This is a genomic window from Prevotella herbatica (assembly GCF_017347605.1).
Taxonomy (GTDB): Bacteria; Bacteroidota; Bacteroidia; order Bacteroidales; family Bacteroidaceae; genus Prevotella; species Prevotella herbatica.
In genome coordinates, this window is record NZ_AP024484.1 from 764360 (window position 1) to 787651 (window position 23292).

Annotated in this window: 17 protein-coding genes and 1 pseudogene; 15 read left to right on the plus strand and 3 right to left on the minus strand. The window is 35.7% G+C overall.

Going from position 1 to position 23292, the window contains the following annotated elements; all coding sequences use genetic code 11:
* Window positions 1–229 precede the first annotated feature (229 nt).
* Window positions 230–2560, plus strand: a complete 2331-nt coding sequence (locus prwr041_RS02945; protein ID WP_207154835.1) for a TonB-dependent receptor — start codon at window positions 230–232, stop codon at window positions 2558–2560.
* A gap of 142 nt (window positions 2561–2702) precedes the next feature.
* Here the strand turns inward: prwr041_RS02945 and prwr041_RS02950 are convergent, their stop codons facing one another.
* The 3 genes from prwr041_RS02950 to prwr041_RS02960 all read right to left on the minus strand — a co-directional run bounded on the left by prwr041_RS02950 (window position 2703) and on the right by prwr041_RS02960 (window position 6321).
* Window positions 2703–3101 (minus strand): tautomerase family protein, encoded by a 399-nt coding sequence (locus prwr041_RS02950; protein WP_207154836.1) that lies wholly within the window; start codon window positions 3099–3101, stop codon window positions 2703–2705.
* 1541 nt (window positions 3102–4642) lie between these two features.
* Window positions 4643–5908, minus strand: coding sequence for a M56 family metallopeptidase (locus prwr041_RS02955; protein ID WP_207154837.1), 1266 nt, complete (start codon window positions 5906–5908; stop codon window positions 4643–4645).
* A complete protein-coding gene (locus tag prwr041_RS02960; protein ID WP_207154838.1) occupies window positions 5905–6321 on the minus strand; it encodes a BlaI/MecI/CopY family transcriptional regulator in 417 nt (138 codons plus the stop codon). The genes prwr041_RS02955 and prwr041_RS02960 overlap by 4 nt, the downstream gene beginning before the upstream one ends.
* Window positions 6322–6651: 330 nt before the next feature.
* Between prwr041_RS02960 and prwr041_RS02965 the strand changes: the two genes are divergently transcribed.
* From prwr041_RS02965 to prwr041_RS03030, 14 genes and pseudogenes are all read left to right on the plus strand, one after another.
* A complete protein-coding gene (locus tag prwr041_RS02965) occupies window positions 6652–7635 on the plus strand; it encodes a type IV toxin-antitoxin system AbiEi family antitoxin (RefSeq protein ID WP_207154840.1) in 984 nt (327 codons plus the stop codon).
* Window positions 7625–8521, plus strand: a complete 897-nt coding sequence (locus prwr041_RS02970) for a hypothetical protein (RefSeq protein ID WP_207154842.1) — start codon at window positions 7625–7627, stop codon at window positions 8519–8521. Before prwr041_RS02965 ends, prwr041_RS02970 begins: the two co-directional genes overlap by 11 nt.
* A complete protein-coding gene (locus prwr041_RS02975; RefSeq protein ID WP_207154844.1) occupies window positions 8508–9143 on the plus strand; it encodes a PP2C family protein-serine/threonine phosphatase in 636 nt (211 codons plus the stop codon). Before prwr041_RS02970 ends, prwr041_RS02975 begins: the two co-directional genes overlap by 14 nt.
* A 565-nt stretch (window positions 9144–9708) precedes the next feature.
* On the plus strand, window positions 9709–12114 hold the full coding sequence (locus prwr041_RS02980) for an outer membrane beta-barrel protein (protein WP_207154845.1): 2406 nt from the start codon (window positions 9709–9711) through the stop codon (window positions 12112–12114).
* Between the two features lie 114 nt (window positions 12115–12228).
* Window positions 12229–12708, plus strand: a complete 480-nt coding sequence (locus prwr041_RS02985; RefSeq protein ID WP_207154847.1) for a sigma-70 family RNA polymerase sigma factor — start codon at window positions 12229–12231, stop codon at window positions 12706–12708.
* Between the two features lie 8 nt (window positions 12709–12716).
* Window positions 12717–13364, plus strand: a complete 648-nt coding sequence (locus tag prwr041_RS02990) for a DUF4974 domain-containing protein (protein WP_207154849.1) — start codon at window positions 12717–12719, stop codon at window positions 13362–13364.
* A 2-nt stretch (window positions 13365–13366) separates the two neighbouring features.
* On the plus strand, window positions 13367–15892 hold the full coding sequence (locus tag prwr041_RS02995; RefSeq protein ID WP_207154850.1) for an outer membrane beta-barrel family protein: 2526 nt from the start codon (window positions 13367–13369) through the stop codon (window positions 15890–15892).
* Window positions 15893–16278: 386 nt separating this feature from the next.
* On the plus strand, window positions 16279–17106 hold the full coding sequence (locus prwr041_RS03000) for a carboxypeptidase-like regulatory domain-containing protein (RefSeq protein WP_207154852.1): 828 nt from the start codon (window positions 16279–16281) through the stop codon (window positions 17104–17106).
* A 163-nt stretch (window positions 17107–17269) separates the two neighbouring features.
* A complete protein-coding gene (locus prwr041_RS03005; protein ID WP_207154854.1) occupies window positions 17270–18163 on the plus strand; it encodes a pepsin/retropepsin-like aspartic protease family protein in 894 nt (297 codons plus the stop codon).
* A gap of 578 nt (window positions 18164–18741) precedes the next feature.
* Window positions 18742–18903 carry a hypothetical protein gene (locus tag prwr041_RS03010; RefSeq protein ID WP_207154855.1) on the plus strand — a complete coding sequence of 54 codons (162 nt, stop codon included), beginning with the start codon at window positions 18742–18744 and terminating at the stop codon, window positions 18901–18903.
* 148 nt (window positions 18904–19051) lie between these two features.
* Window positions 19052–20529, plus strand: a pseudogene (locus prwr041_RS03015) (amino acid adenylation domain-containing protein).
* Window positions 20526–20768: an acyl carrier protein gene (locus prwr041_RS03020; RefSeq protein ID WP_207154857.1), complete on the plus strand. Its 243-nt coding sequence runs from the start codon at window positions 20526–20528 to the stop codon at window positions 20766–20768. The pseudogene prwr041_RS03015 and the gene prwr041_RS03020 overlap by 4 nt, the downstream one beginning before the upstream one ends.
* A 10-nt stretch (window positions 20769–20778) precedes the next feature.
* On the plus strand, window positions 20779–22149 hold the full coding sequence (locus prwr041_RS03025; protein WP_207154859.1) for an MBOAT family O-acyltransferase: 1371 nt from the start codon (window positions 20779–20781) through the stop codon (window positions 22147–22149).
* Window positions 22150–22154: 5 nt separating this feature from the next.
* On the plus strand, window positions 22155–23165 hold the full coding sequence (locus prwr041_RS03030) for a hypothetical protein (RefSeq protein ID WP_207154861.1): 1011 nt from the start codon (window positions 22155–22157) through the stop codon (window positions 23163–23165).
* Window positions 23166–23292: the final 127 nt, after the last annotated feature.

Consider the following 23292-nt stretch of genomic DNA (forward strand, 5'->3'; position numbering starts at 1 on the left):
GTTTTTTGTTTCATATTTTTTTTATACTTTTGCAATCGGTTTTAAATTGAAATATAATAACATCAATTTGTTTTAGTTTAATATAAACCTGACTTTTTATAAGTCTAGTCGAATAACCACTAAAAAATATACGATAGGATATTAATACTATCTGAATCATCATATATTTATGAGTAAATTAAAATCGTTTCGTTTTAACGGAACGTAATAATTGAATTAATTTTTTTAAATGAAAAAGATAATAGTTTATTGTTTCTTTATAGTTTTAGTATTACATGCTATATCTGTTGATGCACAGTCTGTTAGTGGTATTGTACTTGATGTAAAAGGAAAACCTATAGCGTTAGCGACATTGGCCTTATATGATGTAAATGATACGAACACCTTATTGACTACTGGTTATACTAATTCAGATGGTGCATACAACGTTAATTATCCTCCTACGAAAAAGGACTCCTTAGTTTTACAGGTTAGTTGTTTGGGATATACTGCCCAGAAGGTTGTATTTCCTAAGTCAACGAAAGATCTAGGCGTAATGCGTCTTAAAGAGGAAAGTTATGTACTTGGAAATGTTGTCGTTACTTCTCATCGTCCTACTTATACCTATAACGATGGCGTATTGAAAGCACGTGTGGAAAATCTGTCAAATAATAGTGCGGACAAGTTAATAGATGTACTAAAGAGAATGCCAGGTGTTGTTGCTACGGATAATAGCATTATGGTAAATGGAGCAAGTCCTGTAGTTGTAATTAATGGTGTAAAGCAACATCTTCCAATTTCTCAGCTTATAACTTATCTGTCAACAGTGCCAGCAACAAACACAGAGACGATAGCTATCAATACAAATCAATTAGCAGAAAATAAACTAGGATCTGAGGAAGTAACAATCAGTATAGAGTCAAAGAAAAAGGCTCTTGATGGTTATCAGCTCACAAATTCTACGTATGGCAAGCTATTCAGAAAAAGCTCGTTTAAGTACGGCAATTATACGGATGCTTTACTTAAGTATGGCAATCTATCAGGTAATGTTTCTTTTGGTCTCAACAACCGTTCTTACTATAATAAATCTGAGGAAAATGACTATGATGGAAGTAAACTTTCTAGTGATAATAGACTAAAGAAGTTTGCTTATTTCGGTATTATGAATTTTACTTGGACTCCAAAGCCCATAAATGGTTCCATCAATATCTATTGTTCATATTATAGAGATGATGCTAAAAATAAGAAAAATGAAGAATATGCAGCATCCGGTATTGTAGAGAAACTGGTAAACAGAAGCAATAAAGATGTGCCAGACCTGCTGTCTTTTAATATAGAGTATGATAGCAGTGATTCATTAAGAAATCAGTTTAAGTTGGCTTATGGATTATTGAGCGGAAAGGATGATTTTTCAGAGAATTTCTGTAATAATTTGAATCAGGCAGGATTCACGGGAAAGAAAATCAATGGGCATCAGCATATTCTGGAAGGACAATATATGTATAAGATTCCAACATTGGAATTCAAAGTCGGTACGCAGGTATATCTTTCAAGGTTAAAGGAAGATTATAGGGAAGATATTTCGCTTTTTTCAAACTATGATATCACAGAGAACCTGAATAGTTTCTATACTTCTTTGCAATGGAAATTTATGCCAAAGGCTTCATTGTATATCGGTGCCAGATATGAGCACACCTATTATAAATATCTAAATGATGGTGATAAGGGTTCCGAAACATATGGTAATTTTGCACCATCTTTGGTATTCAACTGGAAGGTTCAAAATAATTATGATACTTCTCTTAAATTTTCTTCAGAGAATATTCGTCCGGGATTCTATGATCTTTTGCCAGGAAAAACTATCGTCAGCGATAAGCAATATAGTCAAGGAAATATAGCGTTGATGCCATGTAAGAAGTATAAGCTCAGTTGGGAAAATCTGTTGTTTCATTATGTCAGTCTGAATGCATCTGTCATGTGGATAAAGGATTATTGGGGAACTTATTATGGCATAAATGAGCATGATGTAAGATTCTCGACTAATGATAATATATCGGACTTTATTTCATATATCGGCAGTTTGTCAGTACCGTTTGCTTTTATGAACAATAAGATTCGTGGTTCTCTGAATCTTAGTGGAAGATATAATAAATTTTATAATTTCAAGGATGGAATCGACCCGTCTTATCTTTATGGTAGGAAGGCCTGGCATTCAAATGGAAATCTCTATGTCGGTTATGAGATTACGTCCCGATTCGGCTTCTATCTGAATCCATATTATGAGACAACGACAAGACGTCTTCAGACGATGAGTAAGGGCTGCTGCTCAATGAATCTGGGAATGCAATATAAATTATTGAAAGATAAGTCTTTGGTGCTTTCTGTTACGGCAGATGACATCTTTAATCAGGAACGTGAAAGTTCTAAGATATTCTATGGCGATAAGTCGGTAGCTAATTATGTATGGGCATCTACACAGAATGTAATGCTTACCCTGTCGTATACGTTGAATCACAATGCTAAGTCTATAAAGATTAACAGAAATGCCAATGACACAGATCGTTTTACGAATAATAACTAATTGACATATATATAGACGAGCAAATTTTAAGTACTAAGTACAATATGGATAAATACGCTGTGTTGTAGTATACGAAAATGTTTTCTAAGCTCTATTGCTCCTCTTAACGTTTTTCACAACAGTTCAACACAACTACATGTGATCATAATTTTAAATGCGTTGGTTTTTGTATCATTCCGTCTCCAAACGACCAATTCTGGCTACCATCATTTTCTAGTAAGACGATGATGATATTGTTTTTGGTTACGGTCGTAGAACTAGCTATTTGATTAGCGATTTCTTTATATAAAGCTCGTTTTTGATCTAATGTACGCCCCTGTCCTGCAATGATTTGAATATATACAATATCAGCAGTATGGTTTATACCTAGATATGTCTCCGGATATTTAATTTGTTGCGGCCCTAGTTCTTCTATAATGTGGAAATAATCATTTTCAGGAATATTAAATTCTTGCATTAAAGAATGGTGGACAGACTTAGATATATTATCCTTTGTTTCTTGTGAAAACGCTTTCGGCAAACTTATTCGTACAAATGGCATAATCTTATATTTTAATGTTATTACTTTGTTATAGACAAATCAGAATGAGTAATTTAGTTCACTTTTCAACACTGCATTTTACAAAAGATATCTGGTCTTTTACAGCACTTATCCGTTGCTTACAATCAATGTTTCAAGAAAACGAAATCTATTAATTTTCATTCTGCTTGGCTAATTTACTCACTTTGCAAATATAGATATAATATTCTGTTCTTTGTAGCATAGATGAACTACTATTAATATTTTTTATATATGAAAGGAACTTTTCTGTGAAAAAAGTCTCGTGCTTTGATTTACAAAGTATGTATAAAAAGCAGTTTATTGTTCTAAAATATCTTGGAGCCCCCTATATTTTTTGTTTGTTTTAGCTACGAAGCTACGGCTTCTCTTGCAAAGCCTATAAACAGAGGGATTCACGATATCAGGTTTGTTGAATTTAGCTACGGTAAGCTACGTTTTAGCTACGGCGATCTGTGTCGTTTTAACGATGGAATGGATTTTATAAGTAAATTTTTCAAAGAACTGTTGTCTGCATTTTGGGAACATAAGGAATATACAAACAAGAGCAGAATTATCAAGCTTGTTTTAAAGTTCTGCCGAATTCCGCTGAATTCTCGGCAAAGATACTGCAAAATTTTTGCCCATGCAATCAGATTTAGGTTAGTCTGTTAGCCAAAGTCTTATCTATTTAAGTCTACACGCCGCAATACATGTACGTGTGCATACGCGCGCACTCAGAGTTTTTCGTAAAAATAAGTGTCGAAGTGTCTATTCTTTGAGCATCAATATATTAGAATACTTTTTAAGTGGCAGTAAGTGTCGGTTATTCGTCGGTAAAATATGGGGGATATTTTTCATCATTAAGAATTGTGTTTTACGAAGAATTGGGATGCGTTTTGCGATGTTTTGCATTCCGTTTTACGTCAAATCGCCTTGCGTTTTACGAAGTAATAGAAGATAAAACATCGAAGAAACGTTTGCGTTTCTATATGGAATCAGTTGCGTTTCTATATAGAAATGCATGAAAAGCTTGATATTTCACCGCCAGTTCACCGTCACTTTACGACATCTGATTCGTCGATAAAATACTGATATTCATTAAGTTGACACTTCGACACTTGTATTTTGCAAAACCCTAAGTGTGCGCGTGCCTGCACGTACATTATACAAACAAAAATTGATGACGTAGCTAGAACGTAGCTTACCGTAGCTAAATTGACATAGCTACATATCGCCAAGCCCTCTGTTTATAGGCTTTGCAAGAGAAGCCGTAGCTTCGTAGCTAAAAAAACACAAAAACGCAGGGGAAACAGCAGAAATGTTCAAAATTCAATTTGTCTATCAGAAAATCTAAGCTCGAAAGATCTATTATAGTAGTTGCACCCTATTTTTAAATAGTTATGTTTGTCAGCTTTTCAGCTTCAAAAGATTATTCATCATAATATAGCATTCGGCACATCATTCAAGGATACGCCTTTTTCATCTATATCAACTTGGGGCTAAATAGGTGAGTTGAAGTTTATGATAATAATAGAATTGATTTACTTCTTTATCAATTGAGGTGTGACTGCCTTTTGGGATGCTTCTACCAGCTTACCATTAACCTTTTTGTAGTGAGTGCTATATGAGGTGGATGAGAATGGCTTTTTGGATATTTTCACCCACCAGCCATTCTTCTTTTCATAGGTAGTACTATATTTCTCATTCTTGTCAACTAGAATCATCTTGTTAGATAAAGTATTAGAGCCAAAATGCTTCTCGCATTCGGCATACTGCTTATTCATCATTGCCTGAAACTCAGCGTCAGTATACACCTTATCACCTTTAATCTGAGGAATAATTTCAACAGTCTCAATTGTTGTTTTCTTTACCTGCTTTACTTTGACATTTTGAGAGGCATTGTTCACTTCTGTTTTAGGACTTGCAAAAGCACAAAGTGCAAGTGCTACGAGTGGAATGAGATATAATGTCTTTCCGTATGCCCACTTATTTGTATTTTTCTTCATCATCATGGTAATTCTGTTTTTAACTAAACTATGTTTGAAATTATTTGCAAAGGCATAGGTTCTAGTCCCCAAAGCTTTACAAATCAATAATATCTGATACTCCTGTGCATTCACCCCAGCGGTAAGCACATAGTTGTCTGCTTCATATTCATGCACATCACGAAGACTATTGCCGAGGATATAGACCAAAGGGTTCCACCATTGCAACGTTTGCACAAGGGTGAGTAACAGAATGTCAAACGAATGATGGCAGAGGATATGCCCCTTCTCGTGAAGGATTATCTGATGACCATTCTCATTGTAATCATTCTCATTGATCACAATACTCTTCATCCAACTGAAAGGTGAGATATCACCGGCATGACAATAAATGGTACAACCTTCTTCCTTCTTACTCCACAGGCAACCCAGCCTCATCATGGTATGCATACGCGTCATCTGAAGCAAGCGTACAAGCGCCGTTACTACCATTCCAAGAATCAAGATGCTGTGCAGCAACATGCTCCAATCGAAGGATTCTAATTGACTTTGCGATGTCATCGAAGCAGAACTATTTGAGACTACTTCCACTGTGTCAAATTGGACATAGACTTGTTTTGTTGCTTCAGCCACAGGCTCATTGACAATTGCCAATGCAGAAAAGTTGCATGCTGGCAGAACGAGCGAGAAAAAGAGAATACTTAGCAGGATTATACGGTTCATACGGAAGAAACTTTCCTTGCGAAGCATCAGCATATAAGGCAAGTAGAGCATTGTTAATACCAAGGACGACTTCACTGAATAAATAAATATATCATTCATAGCGTTTTCTCCTCCTCAATAGAAACTGATGCTTGCTCATTATTAATGGTACTCAGCAAATCTGCAATCTCTTCGTCAGACAGATTTTCCTCCTTCACAAAGAAATTCAACAAGGATCGCAATGAACCACCAAAGAAATCTTTCTTCACACCAGCCATGGCTTGTCGGGTATACTCAGCGCGTGTCACTTTAGCCTGATATATCTTCGTTTTACCTTCGCCTTTCACCTTGAAATAATCCACATATCCTTTTTCTAGGAGTAACTTCATATAAGTAGCCACTGTGGTATAGGCAGGTTTCGGTTCTGCGAAATGTTCAAGAATATCGTGAACTGTTGCGGAATGATTGATATCCCAAAGAGTAGACATCACATCAAACTCAGCTTTTGTAAGTGTATTGCTTTTCTGCTTCATGGCGGTTCGTTTTGTTTTACATGAGCAAAGATATGCCTAAATAAGTTTCACATCAAGTTTTTCATTACTAAAACACCCGAAATAGAGTTGATTTTAACAAATATATTTCGTAATGAAACACAATTTAATAATTACTTTATTTATTAAGATTAAAAGATGATTTGCTATATACAAAAAATTAATGAGTCTATGTTGTTCAATTTTCAAGCATTGTTCATAAATTCATGAACAAAAGCTATTTTCTGAACAAAATATTTGGTTATTACAAAAGCGTTCACTATCTTTGCGATGTTCATAAATTCATGAACAGATATTAAATAATGAACAGATATGGTAAATGAAAGAGAATTATCTTTAGAAGCCGCTGCGAATTTGAAAAGTTTAATGCGACGAGATGACATCACCGTGAAACTTTCCAGAGAGGGGAAGCATGATGTGGATATCAATATTGGTGACATTAAAATGTCTGGCGAAGTTAAGAACTTTGTAACCATGGCTAACTTTAATCGAGTAATTTTCCATTTGCAAAAAATAAGAGAGAATGGATCCGACCCCGTACTATTAATAGCTGGCTATATATCTCCGCAACATATGATGAAAGTTGTGGATGCTGGCTTTAATGTTTTGGACCATGCAGGCAATTGCTATATTAACATACCACCATTATATATACACATTACAGGCCAAAAACTGGATAAACCCAAAGAGACTGAGACAAAGGTCTTCAGCGAATCTGCGATAAAACTTATTTTCTATTTCTTACTTGATAAGGCAAATGTAGGAAAAACATATAGAAAAATTGCAGAAGAAACAGGCTACTCTCTTGGAACTATAAAAAATGTCATTGAGGAAATGAAGCGACGACATCATATTATAAAAACTCCTAAGGGAAGAGTTCTCATGAATTGGAAAAAATTACTTGATGAATGGCAATTGGCATATAACCAATCATTAAAGCCAAAATTGTTCTTGAAGAAGATGAGACTTAGGAATCCTAAACTTAGATTAAATTGGAAGAAAATAAAATTACCAAAGAATTCTTATTGGGGCGGTGAAAGTGGTGCTTATCTTACAGATGGATATCTAGTTCCAGAAATACTAACCATCTATACCGATGGAGATAGTGTTGACATGATAAAAACAGGTCAAATGGCACCTTCTCCTGATGGTGACATTCTTGTTTACAAAAAGTTCTGGTCTGGCGAAACTGAAAATAATATAGTCCCAAGGATATTAACCTATGCAGATTTAATGGGAACGACAGATAGTCGTTGCCTTGAAGCAGCTAAAAGAATCATAAATAATGAAAAGTAGTATAAGTAAAAAGGAACTGGAGAATGATGCACTATATGATACACTCAAAGCTATTAGCGATTGCGTTACAGGCTTGGGACTTAAGCTCTATGTAGTAGGGGCTACGGCCAGAGATCTTATGATGAAGTTACTTGACGAGTATCCATCAAAACGTAAAACTAAAGATCTTGATGTGGCAATTGCCTTATCCGACTGGTCACAATTCGAAAATCTTAGCAAGATTCTCCAAAAGAATTATTTCCGAAAAGATCCTGCGAATCAGAAATTCTATTATGAAGGGGAAACACATGATAATGATTACGAGGTAGATGTTGTTCCCTTTGGAGATATTGCCGGAGAAGACGAGACTTTGTTATGGCCACCTGAAGACGAAAAAGCAATGTCTGTGAAGTGTTTTACTGAAGTTATGAATAAGAGCATGCCTATAACTATCAATAAATTGTTTAACATAAACATTGCTACGCTGGCTGGGCAATTTTTAATTAAACTTGATGCTTGGAATGATAGACATACAGCAGAATATAATTCCAAAGATGCCGATGACATGTTTTTAATCCTTAGTAAATATCACGACGCATATATCAATGAGCAAAACATCACTCCACCCGATGCGGTTGATTATATCAACCATGATAATGAAATGATATGGGGAGCCCAATGGTTAGCTAGTGACATAAAAAATATATTAAGCAATAAGCATCTTATTTATTATGCCAGCATGATTAATGCAGAACTTTCCAAAGGAAATGAAAGTCACCTTATCACTAACTTCATCAGACTGTATGGCGAAGACAAAAAGGAAGCCTATGATATCATCATAAACATCTGGTCAAATATATACAATATTCTAAACCAAGAAATAAAGACAAAAAATGAAAATAAATAGTTTTTCTATCGGAAGTACACCTATTAATGAAGATTTCTTTGTGTGGCGTAATATGGGCATTAATGGTTATGTTATTGTTCTAGCTGACGGAATGGGAGGACTATCTCATGGAGATGTTGCTGCACAGATTGCAGGTAAAGCTGCTGTAGAGTACATTATCAACAATTATAAAGATTTTCACTCAGAAACAATAATATTGAAAGAGGCTCTAAAGGTGGCAGATAATGCTATTGCAACAAAAGGACTAGCAAAATATAAATGTAGAATGGGCACAACCATTGCAATAGCCATTGTTTCTGATTACCAGATATTTTATACATGGCAAGGAAATGTGCGTATCTATTTAAAGAATCATAATACACTATCAGTATTAACCACTGACCACATATTAAATATAAATTATGATCAGAAAAGAGTTACCAGAAGCATTAAAGGTACAGGACTTCGTGAAGATATCCCAGTTAAAAAAGAGAGTCTATCTCGTAATGATACCATATTCTTCTGTACCGATGGACTCTACAATATAGCAGGATCAATGTTAAGCGATAATAACATAAACGAAATTAAGGAGAGAATTATCAATCCTGAAGATGACGCGTCATTAATCCAGATTGATATTTGACCAAGATATCTCTGTGAACTATTTTAATCACGATTATAATTTTCTCGTTGTTTTTCATGACAAGACAGTCTATAATAAATATGAAATCATAAACGATAAGAGATTGATAAACTGCTTTACTCTAAAAATTACAACTCTAACTTAAATTTAGGCAAAAAGAATTTTATATATTATAAAAAAAGTAGTTTACTTTTATCTTTAAATAATATTTTACTACCTTTGTGAGGTATAATCTATAAAAATGAACCGCAAAAAAACTTATATCTTAACATTAATGTTATTAATCTGTTCCGTATCTGCGTTTGCTTCAAAACAAGATGAACAGAAAATTAGCAAACAGAAGACTATTATCGTTTTTGGGAATGTATTTGATTCCTTTATCAAAAATCTTCCTGTACGAGCGAAAGTTACTCTGATGTCTGAAGACCCTCTGGTTATTGACACAACTACCTGCCACTTAGAAAAAATATTATCAAGATATTACTTTCATGTACCAACTGTTGAAAAAACATATATCATTAAATGCTCCTGTCAAGGCTATGATGATAACTATTTCTCATTTAACATGAAACCCCAAAAAGGACAAGACGAGTATTATGTCACGACCCATCGTATGAAGAAAATTCATTATATTAACGAGGTTACAGTAAAAGCAACTAGAATACAAGTCGCTTATCGGGGTGACACTATCGTTTACGACGCCTCAGCTTTCAATCTTCCTGACGGTTCTATGCTTGATGCGCTTGTCAGACAACTTCCGGGAGCCAAAATCAATGATCGGGGAGAAATTTACATTCATGGCGAAAAGATAGATTACTTGACATTAAATGGAAATGATTTCTTTAAAGGAAAGAATCAAGTAATTATGGAAAACCTACCCTACTTCACTATTAAAGATCTCAAAGTTTACCATAAGGAAAGACCACTATCTGAACAGAATGGTATTGAAAGAAGGAAAGACTACGTGATGGATGTACGCCTTAAAAAGAAATACGTGAACAGTTCTCTGGTCAATGGAGAAGCAGGAGCCGGAACTAAAGATAGATGGAAAGCTCGCATTTTTGGTCTTATGATGGGTGACGAGACTCATATTGCAACTTTTGCCAATACAAACAATACAAATGAAGACCACAAGCCAGGAATGGATGGAAGCTGGGATCCGGCATCATCCCCAAAGGGAGTAAAGACCACAAAACAAGCTGGATTTACGCTTGAGAAGAATACGAATGGATATCGTACACGCGAAAATCTTGACGTATTAGCAAAATGGGATGATGATAACATCCGAGAAATCGATCACAAAGAATCTTTTTCCTCAGAAGGGAATATCCTAAAAAACACAACTTCAACCACGCAAAACAAAAACATAGATTTATCTTTAGCCCAAGTTTACGCTCATGAAGGGAATATCAATTTCTATACTGAATTTTTTCTTAACTATAGTAACCAAAAGAGATACTCAGAGAGTATAGATTCTCTTTTTCAGAACAGGTTTATTAATCTTCAAAATTATTATTCGAACAACAATCACAAAATGTTCGATACAAGACTCCATGTAAATTTTGGTTTTCGCTTACCTTGGAGACACTACCTTAGTTTGGATCTAAACGGAACTTATAATACCAATAAGCCAAACAACAGCAGCACCAACCAGAGTATATATTATGCAGATCTATCTAAATATAAAAAACTGGAATACTTTAACGACAATGCTAACAATCACTATTCATATTCTGCAGAATTGGGGTATAACATACATCTACCTAAAGGCTGGTCATTCGGGCCGTCTCTCTCTTTTACCAATAGACAGGATAACAAAACGCAAAACTACTTTGCCAAAGATTCCTTAGATGATCATCTTGGTACAAATAGTTACAATTATCATTCAACAGAACATAGATGGCAGGCAGCATTGAATGTTACTAAGAACATTAACAACTCAATATTCTCCCTAAAGATTCCTGTAGATTGGGTGAAAGAACAGATGTATTATCATCAATCTTTACTTGACACAATAGCTAACCGCTCAAAAGTTTTATTTAACCCTAATTTGTGGTATAGTCGCTTTGGAAAGAATAAACAAACGATCAGATATAGCATGAACGTAGAGCAGCCCTCTTTTGATCTTCTTATGCCATATAAAAACAGTATTAATCCTCTATCATTAGCCATAAATAATCCGAATCTAAGAAACAGAATAACTCACGATTTACAAATGAGTACGAATATTCGCAATGATTCCATAGACCTTACATGGTGGGTAAAGGCGCATGCAAGCTGTATTCTTCACGAATGGGGCAATCATGTCAATTATGACACCACAACAGGTAGCTATACTTACAGAATGGATAATGTTTCAAAGCCTAATTGGCAAGCTAATTTGGAAATGGGATTAGAGAAATACTTGGACCTTAAAAAACGAATCAGTCTAGATATAGATGGCACCATTAAGTATGATCACAATGTTGATTTTGATATCGCATATAATAACACAACTGCCAATCTTAGTCTTGTGAAAACCCTTGTAACAGGATTGAATGCAAAATTAAACTATCGCTACGAAACATTCTCTGCAGGGCTAACGGGTAAAGTATCTGGCAGATTCTCTAGAAGTGACCGAACAGATTTCACTTCTATCAATGCCTATGACTACCAATATGGAGGCAAATTGCAGTACACAATCCCTATCATCAAATTTACAATAGCGACAGATGCAACGATGTACAGTCGGCGTGGTTATGGTAGTAGTTTAATGAATACCAATGATTTCTTATTGAATGCCCAGCTAACCCATCCTTTTACCAAAGGCAGAATTATTGCAAAACTTCAAACATTTGACTTGCTTCACCAAATGAAGTCAACAAAATATTCAGTAAATGCACAAGGAAGGACAGAAATACGGTATAATAATATTCCAAGCTATCTAATGTTCTCATTATCTTTTAACCTCATAAAAGGAAAACAAAAATAATAGCTATCTTTGTAATCATAAAAACGAATGATACTTTAAAGAATAATGACGTTACTACTAAAAAAACTTATGTCTTGCTTAGTTTTTTATATTGTAGAACTGTATTATTAGTATATGAAGCAAAAAACTGACATAGAAAGAATATTCCGAACACATTATGAGAAGATGTACAATCTTGCCAGATGCATTCTCTATGATGAAGACGAATGTAAGGATGTGGTGAGTGATGTATTCGCTAAAATCCTTACAGAACAGTTTGTCCTTTTACCAGAAAGTGAAGAGTTTTACCTTATGCGTAGTGTGAAAAACAGATGTCTGAACATCCTTGCACACAAAACGACAAAAGAAAAGGTAGTGAAATTACTTATGGATGAAAATGACAACATGTTTCTGGAAAGTGATAATGAGCTACTCGACCGCCTGATGCAGATTATTGATAGGCTCGAACCTCCTATCCGTAAATTGATTCTTAGACTACGTTATCTCCAGGAAATGTCGTATCAAGAAATTGCAGACCAAGAAGGAGTTAGCAAAGTCACAGTTTACAATCACCTTTCACAGGCAATAGACTTTATTCGTAAACAATTAAAATAAGCAAGACTATGATTAATAAAACGATAGAAGAAAAGAAGAAGGTATTCTTTGATATCCAAGAACATCCGGATAGATATTCAGATCAGCAGATTGAAGAAATTCTAGCTGATGAGGAATTGAAAGCAACAATTCATGATGCTGCAAGAATTAAACGAGCTATTAAAAAGCTAAATCCACAAAAGGTAAATGTGGATGATGCTTGGCAACAATTCTCAAAGACACATTTTCGTCACCAACATAACTGGATGAAAATTGCAGCCTCTATAATCGGCATTGTTTTTCTTTCTGGCGTAGCTCTGGCAGCAGTCATTCAGTTAGGTATATTACATACTTCACCAAGTCATAAACCGACCATAAAACCGAGTATAACAAAACAGGTGAATAGCCAGGACTATGCAAAAACTGAGAAGGAAATAAAGAAAGACTCTGTAGACATGAAGCCTGTGGTATTTGAAAATGCTAAGCTGAAAGATGTTCTAGATCAGATGGCAACATTCTATAATGTGAAGGTTGTTTATCAGAATGAAGATACTGGTAAAATTAGATTATTCTTTAATTGGGACAAGAAGCAATCTCTAGATTATTGTCTTAAGATACTTAATGGTTTTGAACACATCAACATCATCTATTCAGACAACACTATAACTGTGGAATGATCATGAGAAAGACTATTATCATTTTATTATGCGCATTAAGTCTTCATCTTTCTGCCCAACGTGTAAATCTTCATTATAATAACACACCGATATCAGCTATTCTCAAACAGTTGAATAGTGAACAACATAACTATGCCATCAATTTTATTTATAATGAATTGGAGGACTTTCATGTAACTACAGACATTAAAAATAAAACCATACCTGATGCCATCAGACAGATGATAGGATTCTACCCTATCAAAATGACAACAATGGATGAAAACATTCTGCTTGTAGAGTGCATTCAAAAGGCAGCACTCCACTACAAAGGGCGAATCATTGATGAGCATGGACAATCACTAGAATTTGCAAACATCACACTATTATCACCAACTGACTCTACCATTATAGGCAATGGAGTAAGCAATGAGGATGGATATTTCGTTATTCCGTGCGAATCACAGAAAGTGATAGCTCGTATCTCTTATGTAGGCTACAAGACTATCAAGCGAACATTTACTAATCCAAATATGGGACTTACCAAATTGGAGCCTTCTCAAATGATGGTGAAAGGAGTCGTTGTAAAAGGGCATCTGATTACTCGTTCTGCTGAAGGATTAACTGTCAACATTGAGAAAAGTCCACTAGCTGATATTGGCTATGCGTCGGATGTGCTAAAGCACCTGCCACTTGTTACATTGAAAAACGATGTTTACGGTGTTTTGGGCAAAGGGACACCACTTATTTATATCAATAACCGATTGGTATACGATAATACGGAACTAAAGCAACTTAATTCCTCTGAAATAAAGAATGTGAAGGTTATTATTAACCCTGGCGCAGAATACGATGCTACAGTAAATTCTGTCATCCGAATATCTACGATTAAAGCTAAGGGCGATGGATTAAGTGGTATTGTAGACGGAAATTTAAGTGCAGAGCGTGTGTTATCACACCAAGCTGGTGGAACATTAAACTATAGAAAAAATGGTTTGGATATTTTTGGATCTGCAAGATACTACAGAAATATGTTAAGTGCAAACCAAACGATGGATAGTCATAACGGAGATTGGGAAAACAGTGATAAACTTAAACTCAAAGGACGAAACCTTACCCTGTTAACAACTTTAGGTACTAACTATCAATGGAATAGCCGCTCATCTGTAGGATTACGTTACCAATTCACCGACACCCCAAGTAATCACTTCAATGCTTTTGACGACTTGGAAGGACAACATCTAGGTATCGTGACCTATCGTGCCTCATCTCAAGACTACAGACAGCGAACATCTAAGCGCCACTACGTGAATGCTTATTTAGACTACGGGTTCAATGATGATTCCTATTTGAAACTTGATATGGACTATCTTAATGGAAATAGCAATGATAAACAAGACTACAACATTTCGCAAAGTAATCTCAGTTCACATAACAACGCAAAGAACAAACTATATGCAGGAAGACTCATCTTTGTTTCTCCCTTATTAGGCGGAAATGTTAAGACTGGTATGGAAGCCTCATATACGAACAACAATAATAACTACAAAGTAGTTGATGGCGCAACCGTGCAAAACGATCTCCATTCAACAACAAACAAAGCCAACCAACAACTTTATGCAGGGTTCTTAGAATATAACAAATCATGGAATGAACATTGGAGCGCAAATATAGGGTTTAGATACGAATATACCAACTTTAATTACTATGTTGACGCTATAAAATCCCCAGAAGCCAGTCAATCGTATGGTGGCTTTTTCCCATCGGGGTCTATTGCCTATAATATTGGTAATGTAGATATTTCACTGGCTTACCGTTATACAACGCAACGACCATCTTATTTTCAACTACGCAATGCTGTAGCCATAAATAGTCCGTATTCATACGAAGGTGGAAATCCAGAGTTGCAACCTAGCAAAACAAATATGCTTACGCTAACATTAGCATGGAAAGACCTCCAGTTTGTTTCTACCTATGCAACAATAAAAGATGGTATTTCATTCATTTATGATCACTATGAGACTAATGATTCTATTGCTTTCTTTCAAACTCGCAATATGGATAGACGCTACATGAACTTTTCTGCCAACTACTCTCCTACACTATTCAAAATATGGAAACCTGAATTGCAAGTGAATTTCACGAAACCATTTGTGTCATATAATGGTCAAAGATACAACAAGCCTAACTGGTATTTTGAAATGGATAATCTTTTAAAACTCTCTACATCTTTTAATGTAGGGTGTGAAATAGACTATACCACAGCTGGACATACGGATAACGGCGTGAGGTATTACTATGCAAACTCTTATGCCGAACTATACTTTGTAAAAACATTCTTAAATAACCGACTGCGATTGAACTTAAGTGTTACTAACATATTCAACACGAGTCGTGAGAAATGGCAAATTGACACGAATGGGGTTATTAGTAATAAATGGAATGATAATGATAAGAGGACATTTAAACTTACTGTGACCTACCGCTTTAATGAGTCGAAGAGCAAGTATAAAGGAACGGCATCTACTGACGAATTGAAACGACTATAAATAATGCAGGTAGCGTTATGCATGAGCAGAAATGCATCAATACGCAAAAAGCTTATGAGTTGTCGTCCATGTTCAACAAAAAGCCTATGTTCATAAATTCATGAACATAGGCTTTTTATTGAACACAACGAAATAACGGGTATAATTTTTTGTCTTATGAAGCCAAACTACTAAAGACTTGACTATAAAAGTATCTAACAGACAAAAGTGTTTTTGGAAAAGTTAATAACACATTCGCTAGCGTGCTTGAATATTTAAATAACATATAATACAGACATATTAACCTAAAAATAACTTACGGATAGCACAGATATTAAAATGATATATTATCTTTGCAGTTGCAAAATGATTAATAATCAGAACAAAAATTAAACACTAAAAATCTTATGAAAGAAATGAAAAGAGTTTATTTATTATTAATAAGCATCACAATATCTTTATCTGCATTATGCCAGACTTCAAAACATTTTACAGGAACTGTAAAGAATGCAAATGGACAGAATATAGAATACGTAACCGTTGTAGTTAAAGACATGGACATAAGAACAATAACAGATGCGCGTGGTAATTTCTCTGTCGTTGTTCCTGATAACAATTCGCCCAAACTCGTATTCAGTCATGTTGCTTACTCATCTAAAACTGTTGATATAAAAGGTATGTCTGACAAGAGTCATTTGGATGTAGTTATGGAACCTTCAGCATACACTCTTACTGATTTTACAGTTGTCGGTAAGAAGATAAAAGAAAAGACTTTAAAGCACAAGGGACTTCCTTTCCCCGGAGATGTCGTATTTAGAGGCAGGAACAATATTGGCGTAGAAATGGGGATTACCGTAAAACCGAAGCATGATTTCCACGTTAAGAATATATATCTGCCTGTACACAAAAGCACTTATAGTAAGTGTACATTGAGTGTTAATGTATATGAGATTTTCAATAAAGACAGCTTAGTTAATATATTGCACAAGCCGATTTATTCTGTTGTGGAAGAATCACAAGCAAAACATACTCTTGAAATAACCCCTCAAGAGCCCCTAGTTTTCACTAATCATAAAGGATATTACGTAAGCATAGAAATAGTAGACACACAAAGCGACGGAGCTATATATCTCCCTGCCTATTTAAAAACAAGTTACGTTCGTGATCCCGATTCGAGCAAAGTCAAAAAGATACCTATTAACCTAGGACTGTCTATAAAAGGATTTGAATATTAAAAACTATGGCAAACAGCAATATGCTTTTGGTAAAACAAAAAATAATCTATCCATTAGTACGAAGCGATTCTAGTTGTTTATATTCTATATTTAGGTGGTAAATGAGTCTACCCTTTTGCTTAAATTATATATTTTTCATTTGATACTAATTATTTAATAATTTATGAAAATTATTATTATTCTTATATTGTTAAGTTCATCATTCCAGCAATCTATAGCAAAGAATGAAAAAAAACTATTTGCTGATACTCTGTCTTTTAATTACATTAAAGGTCGTATTGTTATTCCAGTTAAGGTTAATGGCAATGACTTACACTTGGTTTTTGATACAGGTAGTAATGACAATGCCATCTTTGAAGACAAAATAAAAGGATTAAAAGTAGTAGCCAAATCTTCTGCTCGAGGATTCAATAATGAATTAGTTTCTTCAGATATTGCTGAAGTTAATTTCGAATTTAATAATATAAAAGAAAAATTGTATGCTCCAATAGTCAAAGCTACGAAGTCGTTAAGTGAGGACTTTGATGGTATATTAGGCTTTGTATGGATTCGTAATTTGGGCTATTCAGTAAAACTTGACGGTCAAACTAAGAAAATGATTATCACAAATATCCCTCATTTTTTTGACACAGAGCTGAATTTTTCATTGAAAATAAAATATCTTGACTCATACTATGGGATACCAAGCATAAACTTAAAGTTGAGCCCTGGAATTGAATTACATGATGTTATTTTTGACACAGGTTATTCTGGAGATTTGAAAATTGGAGAAAACGATTTAGATAAGATTACAAGTTCAAAGAAAGGTATAATGTTTAATAAACAATTTGTTCGTAAAAAAGAAATGGATATTGGCAGCCTTTCATGCTATAAAAGTATTTTAACCAAGGTATTTTCGATAGATAAACTAGAATTTGCTAATAACGTTTTCTATAATTATCCAGCAATATCAGTAGAAGGTCCGTCGGTATTGGGCTCTAGTATTTTAGAAAAAGGGAGTTTTATTTTCCCATCAAAAGGTAAAGTGCTTTTTTTCCAACCTTCGTACTCAAAATAAAAGAATTTAATGCTCTGGTGGGAGAAAAAGAAGTACTGATGATTAAATATCTTTTCAAGAAAATAATTACATACTTTATTGACTTATATATCAATAGTTATATATTGCTATTAACCGTAGAAATGTTTCCTTTGCAAAAAAAATGTATATTCTATCAAGCAAGGATTATACTATACGTACATTTATCGTATAAATAAGCCAAATACATTTGAATTATGAAACATAATAATTTTATTGCCACATTATTTATTTTGACCGTTCTACAAAATCGACGACAAAATAACGATAAACTACAACAGGTAGGTTAACGGAAAGCTGTCATATACCACCCAATCAATAATGCTCATCAAGTATAAGCAAAAGTATGTAGGTAACCATTCGGCTGAAGTCAAGTGGAAATAAACAACATCCTTCAAGCATTTTTTCCTACGGTTGAGCATTGATTTTCTGCGTTTCGAGCATTTCATCGTTGCATATATAGGAAAATAAATAAATATTTGCACCCGATAAAATAAATATCAATATATGGATGGGGGTATTTCGATATATTTTTGTCTTACTAAAAAATAGAAATGTAAATGAAGAAATTATTTGAAGCAATAGTGCGGTTTCTTATCAGTGATATTCCAATTTTCGCAAAAAAGAACGGTTCTATCCAGAGCCGAATCAAAAATGTATCGGTAAATATCTTCGGTCCATCAAATCCGTATAGGGATGTTCCGTCATTCGGCTTTGGCTAGAGTCATACTGTTAACGATGTTCTAACTGATGCCACGCATCAGCTTCAGTAAATAATTCTAATTAACATAATAACAAAAACGAACAAGATAATCAATACATCCATGCTCATCATGGCTTTTGTAATGATTTTCGCAGAGAAATAACAACATGTTTAATAGTTTAATAATAAGCACACTTCAATTTTCATTAGAGAAGTATGGCGAAAGAAATGCATTCTGCATAGAGGGAGAATACTATAGCTATGCCCGTTTGAAAAAAAGAATCGCGGCTGTGAGAAAAGTATTGCATAATGTAAGTGAAGAAAATATTGGTTTGGTGGCTAACGATGACCTGGATACTTACGCATCTATTCTGGCCCTATGGATGGAGGGAAAGTGCTACGTTCCATTGCATCCGGACCAACCTCTCGACAGATGCATGGACATCATTGCTCAGGTGGAAATAACGACAATTCTTGACTCATCGAAGAGTACCAGGTACAGAAATAATGACGTTATTATAACGTCTACGCTAAACGATGAGAATGAACTGTTATTCCCCAAAAACAAACGGACAACGGTTTAGCCTATATACTGTTTACATCTGGTAGCACCGGAAGACCAAAAGGTGTGCCTATAAGTCGCGGTAATGTGGCGGCATTCGTTGATTCGGTGGGGAAACTAGGTATTACACTGAAACCGGAAGATCGATGTCTACAGATGTTCGACCTTACATTCGACCTTTCAGTACAATCATATCTTTTACCCCTCCTTGCAGGAGCCTGTGTTTACACCGTAAGCTTTAAGGAAATAAAATATCAAGCTGTGTTTGCATTGCTTGATGAATATCATCTCACTGCCGCTCTTATGGTACCATCGGTGATACATAGCCTAAGGCCATATATGGAGGAAATCAGCATTCCCGAGATGCGATATTCATTATTCTGCGGAGAAGCACTAAATATTGATGACGCCAAGGCTTGGTATAAATGTGTGCCTAATGCGAGCGTATGGAACCTGTATGGACCTACGGAGTGCACCATTTATTGCACAGCTTATCGTATGCGCGTCTTCTGCGCCGATAAGCAGACGAACGGTAATGTGTGTATCGGCAAAGCCATGCCTGGAGTTAAAACCATGGTAATAGATGATAAGGGGATTCCATGTACTACTGGTACCAAAGGCGAACTTTGTCTTGCTGGAGCGCAACTTACACAAGGATACTGGAACGATGAGAAAAAGAACAAGGAGGCCTTTTTTGTAGCTGACGATGGTACAAGATACTATCGCACTGGCGATATCTGTGCCTGCGATGCCTTAGGCGACATAGAATATTACGGAAGAAAAGACTCGCAAGTGAAAGTAAATGGCTACAGAGTGGAACTAAGCGAAATAGAATGTGTGGCAAGAAACTATTATAACGGAAAAAAGGCTGTAGTTGCCGTGGTCACAGATCGTGGTTCAGGCAATACAATAAAGATGGCAGTAGAACAAGCTGAAGGTAATAGTGGATTTGAATTGAAGAGCTTTCTTCAATCCAAATTACCCCCATACATGATTCCACGTGAGATACATTTTCTGAAGAAGTTTCCACAGAATACAAATAATAAAATAGACAGAAAACTAATAAAAGAAATAATAGGATGACAAAAGAAGAAGCTCTTGAAGCACTCAGCAGCATATTTGCCGAGGTGCTTGACGAAAAAGACATTGAACTCGATTACCAAATGACCGCCAACGATGTGGACCGATGGGATTCGATAACAAACATGACTATTATCAGTGAGATAGAAAGTAGATTCAACATCAAACTGAAGCTTAGGGAAATAATAAAACTGAAGAACGTGGGCGCACTATGCGACGCAATAGTTTCTAAAAGTAAATAAACGTTAGCAAATGGAGTTTCTCTCAATACCATTCGCTATATTCATCGTGGTAGTCTTCGCACTATACTATGCGAGGACTAACCGGCGGTGGCAACACTTCATGTTACTTACCGCCAGCGTGGTGTTTATCGGCTATTACCATATAGTGTATTTGGCTTATGCTATTGGCATCGCATTATTCACTTTCGAAGCGGGAAAACTCCTGCATAAAAACATTGAAAGCAAGTGGCGGGCATGGATATTCACCATATCTATCGCCATACTAGTGGGCATTTGGCTCACAGCACGATATGCATCACCACTGTTCCCGCTGGGAATATCGTTCTATACCTTTCAGGCATTATCATATCTGATAGAAATAAACTGGGAGGAAGAACCAGAGGACGACCTGATGGACTTTATGCTGTACATGCTGCTCTTTATGAAATTCCTATCAGGTCCAATAGAACGGGCTTATGACATGCTGCCGCAACTCAAGGAAAAACATTTATTCAACTACGAAAATGTCACAGCGGGACTGAAACTCGTGGCATGGGGAGCTTTCATGAAGCTAGTGATAGCCGACCGCATAGCACCGTCGATGAACATGGTGCTCAATGATGTACATTTGGCCACTAGCGCTCAGATGCTACAGGCCACGCTTCTTTATCCAATCCAGCTATATGCCGATTTTGCGGGATACACCAATATGGCACTTGGATTAGGTGCGATGTTCGGTTTTAGATTGTCGCCCAACTTCGATCGACCGTTCATTTCGCTTTCCACAGGCGAACTATGGCGCAGATGGCATCAGTCGCTGTCATTCTGGTGCCGTGATTATATTTTTACGCCTGTTTCAGCCGAGGCGAGACGATGGAAAAAATGGGGTATCTATTTTGCCCTGCTCGTGACCTTCGTCACCATTGGCGTATGGCACGGGGCCGGATGGACTTTCGCACTTTATGGACTGTTTCAGGGATTAGTCATCATTTATGAAACGGCAACAAAGACAGGGCATGAGCATTTCAGAGCGAAAGTAGGAGATCGTGTCTATCGTCCCCTAATGATTATCCGCACCTATGTGCTCTTTGCCTTGTCGCTACTCTTTTTCCGTGTGTCCAATGTGTCGGATGTATTCTATGTTTATCAGCATCTGCTAAATTTCAACGTCAATGATGCAAAGGAGCTTCGCCTCGGTCTGAATGACAATCAGTGGATAGCTTTTGGAATAGCCGTAGTGGTAATGTTCGTAATGGAATACATTAATTCGCATAAGGATATCATCAAATGGACAACAACTAAAAAGGCATACGTACGCTGGACGCTATATTTCGTTCTAGTGGTGCTTATTTTCTTTTATGGAAATTTCGGTGTTGAGGATTTTATTTATATTCAGTTCTAATTTATATGAAACATAAAATATATGTATTCTATCTGAAGTGCGTACTCATTCCATTGCCCTTCATAGCACTATTGATCTTTTATATTATGAGTGATCCGTTTATGGTAATCCGAAAATATACAGATTATGATGCACCAGAGGTAGCCCTAAGCGAAGGCGTTATTTCATGGAATAAATATAAAGCTAATGAGAAGTCAATGCACTTTGATTCGTTTATTATGGGTACATCATGTACTAAAGCTTTCCACATCAAGGAATGGTCTAAATATACAGGTGGTAAGGGCTTTCGCATGTTTAGCAATAACGAAGGAGCAGGCGATTTGTTGCTTAAAATGCAGGCTCTTGATTCTGAAAAAGGTCAGAAAATAAAAAATGTGCTTATCGTAGCGGATAAGCAATTCTTTGAAGAAAACCATCCCCAACCAGGCATCATGCATGCCATGCCTCCAGAGGTAACAGGTCAGAGCGAAATAAAATATCAGATGGATTATTTCCAGGGATTCTGTACCCCAATGTTTCTCATTCCGTATCTTAGATATAGGATTTTCCATGAATATGACGATAAAACAATGAACGGAATTATCAATAACGACGGACGGATACAAAATTCAATAACAAATGATGCTGTGTTATGTCAGGATGATGCAATAAAGAAAAATGGGGAGAAATATTGGGAAAATCAGTCATGGCCTAAGGAACATCATACTGCATTCACCTATGCTCCGATTATTAAGACGGAAAGTATCTCCTGCTTAATACAAATAAGAAGTATTTGCCAACGCCATGGGACGAATGTAAAAATTGCTATCGGTCCCACTTTCAATGCCAAACAGATGAATCCTAAAGATATTGCGACACTAAAAAAGATATTTGGTGATAAAAATGTCGTGGACTTTTCTGATAATATTCACTCTAAATTTCGCAATTACCATTATTTTTATGATAAAGCGCATTATCGGGATGTGGTGGGCAATGCCATCATGAAAGAGTTGTATGCTGAGAAATCAAGAAGTTAGAATAAGGGATACCTTTTCCAAGGGGGGGACTTTTATAGACTATTCCGTATCAGCAATTACATCATGTCAACTAAAGTATATATATATAATAGATCGTATCCACAAAAGATGCCCTTTGTTGTGCATT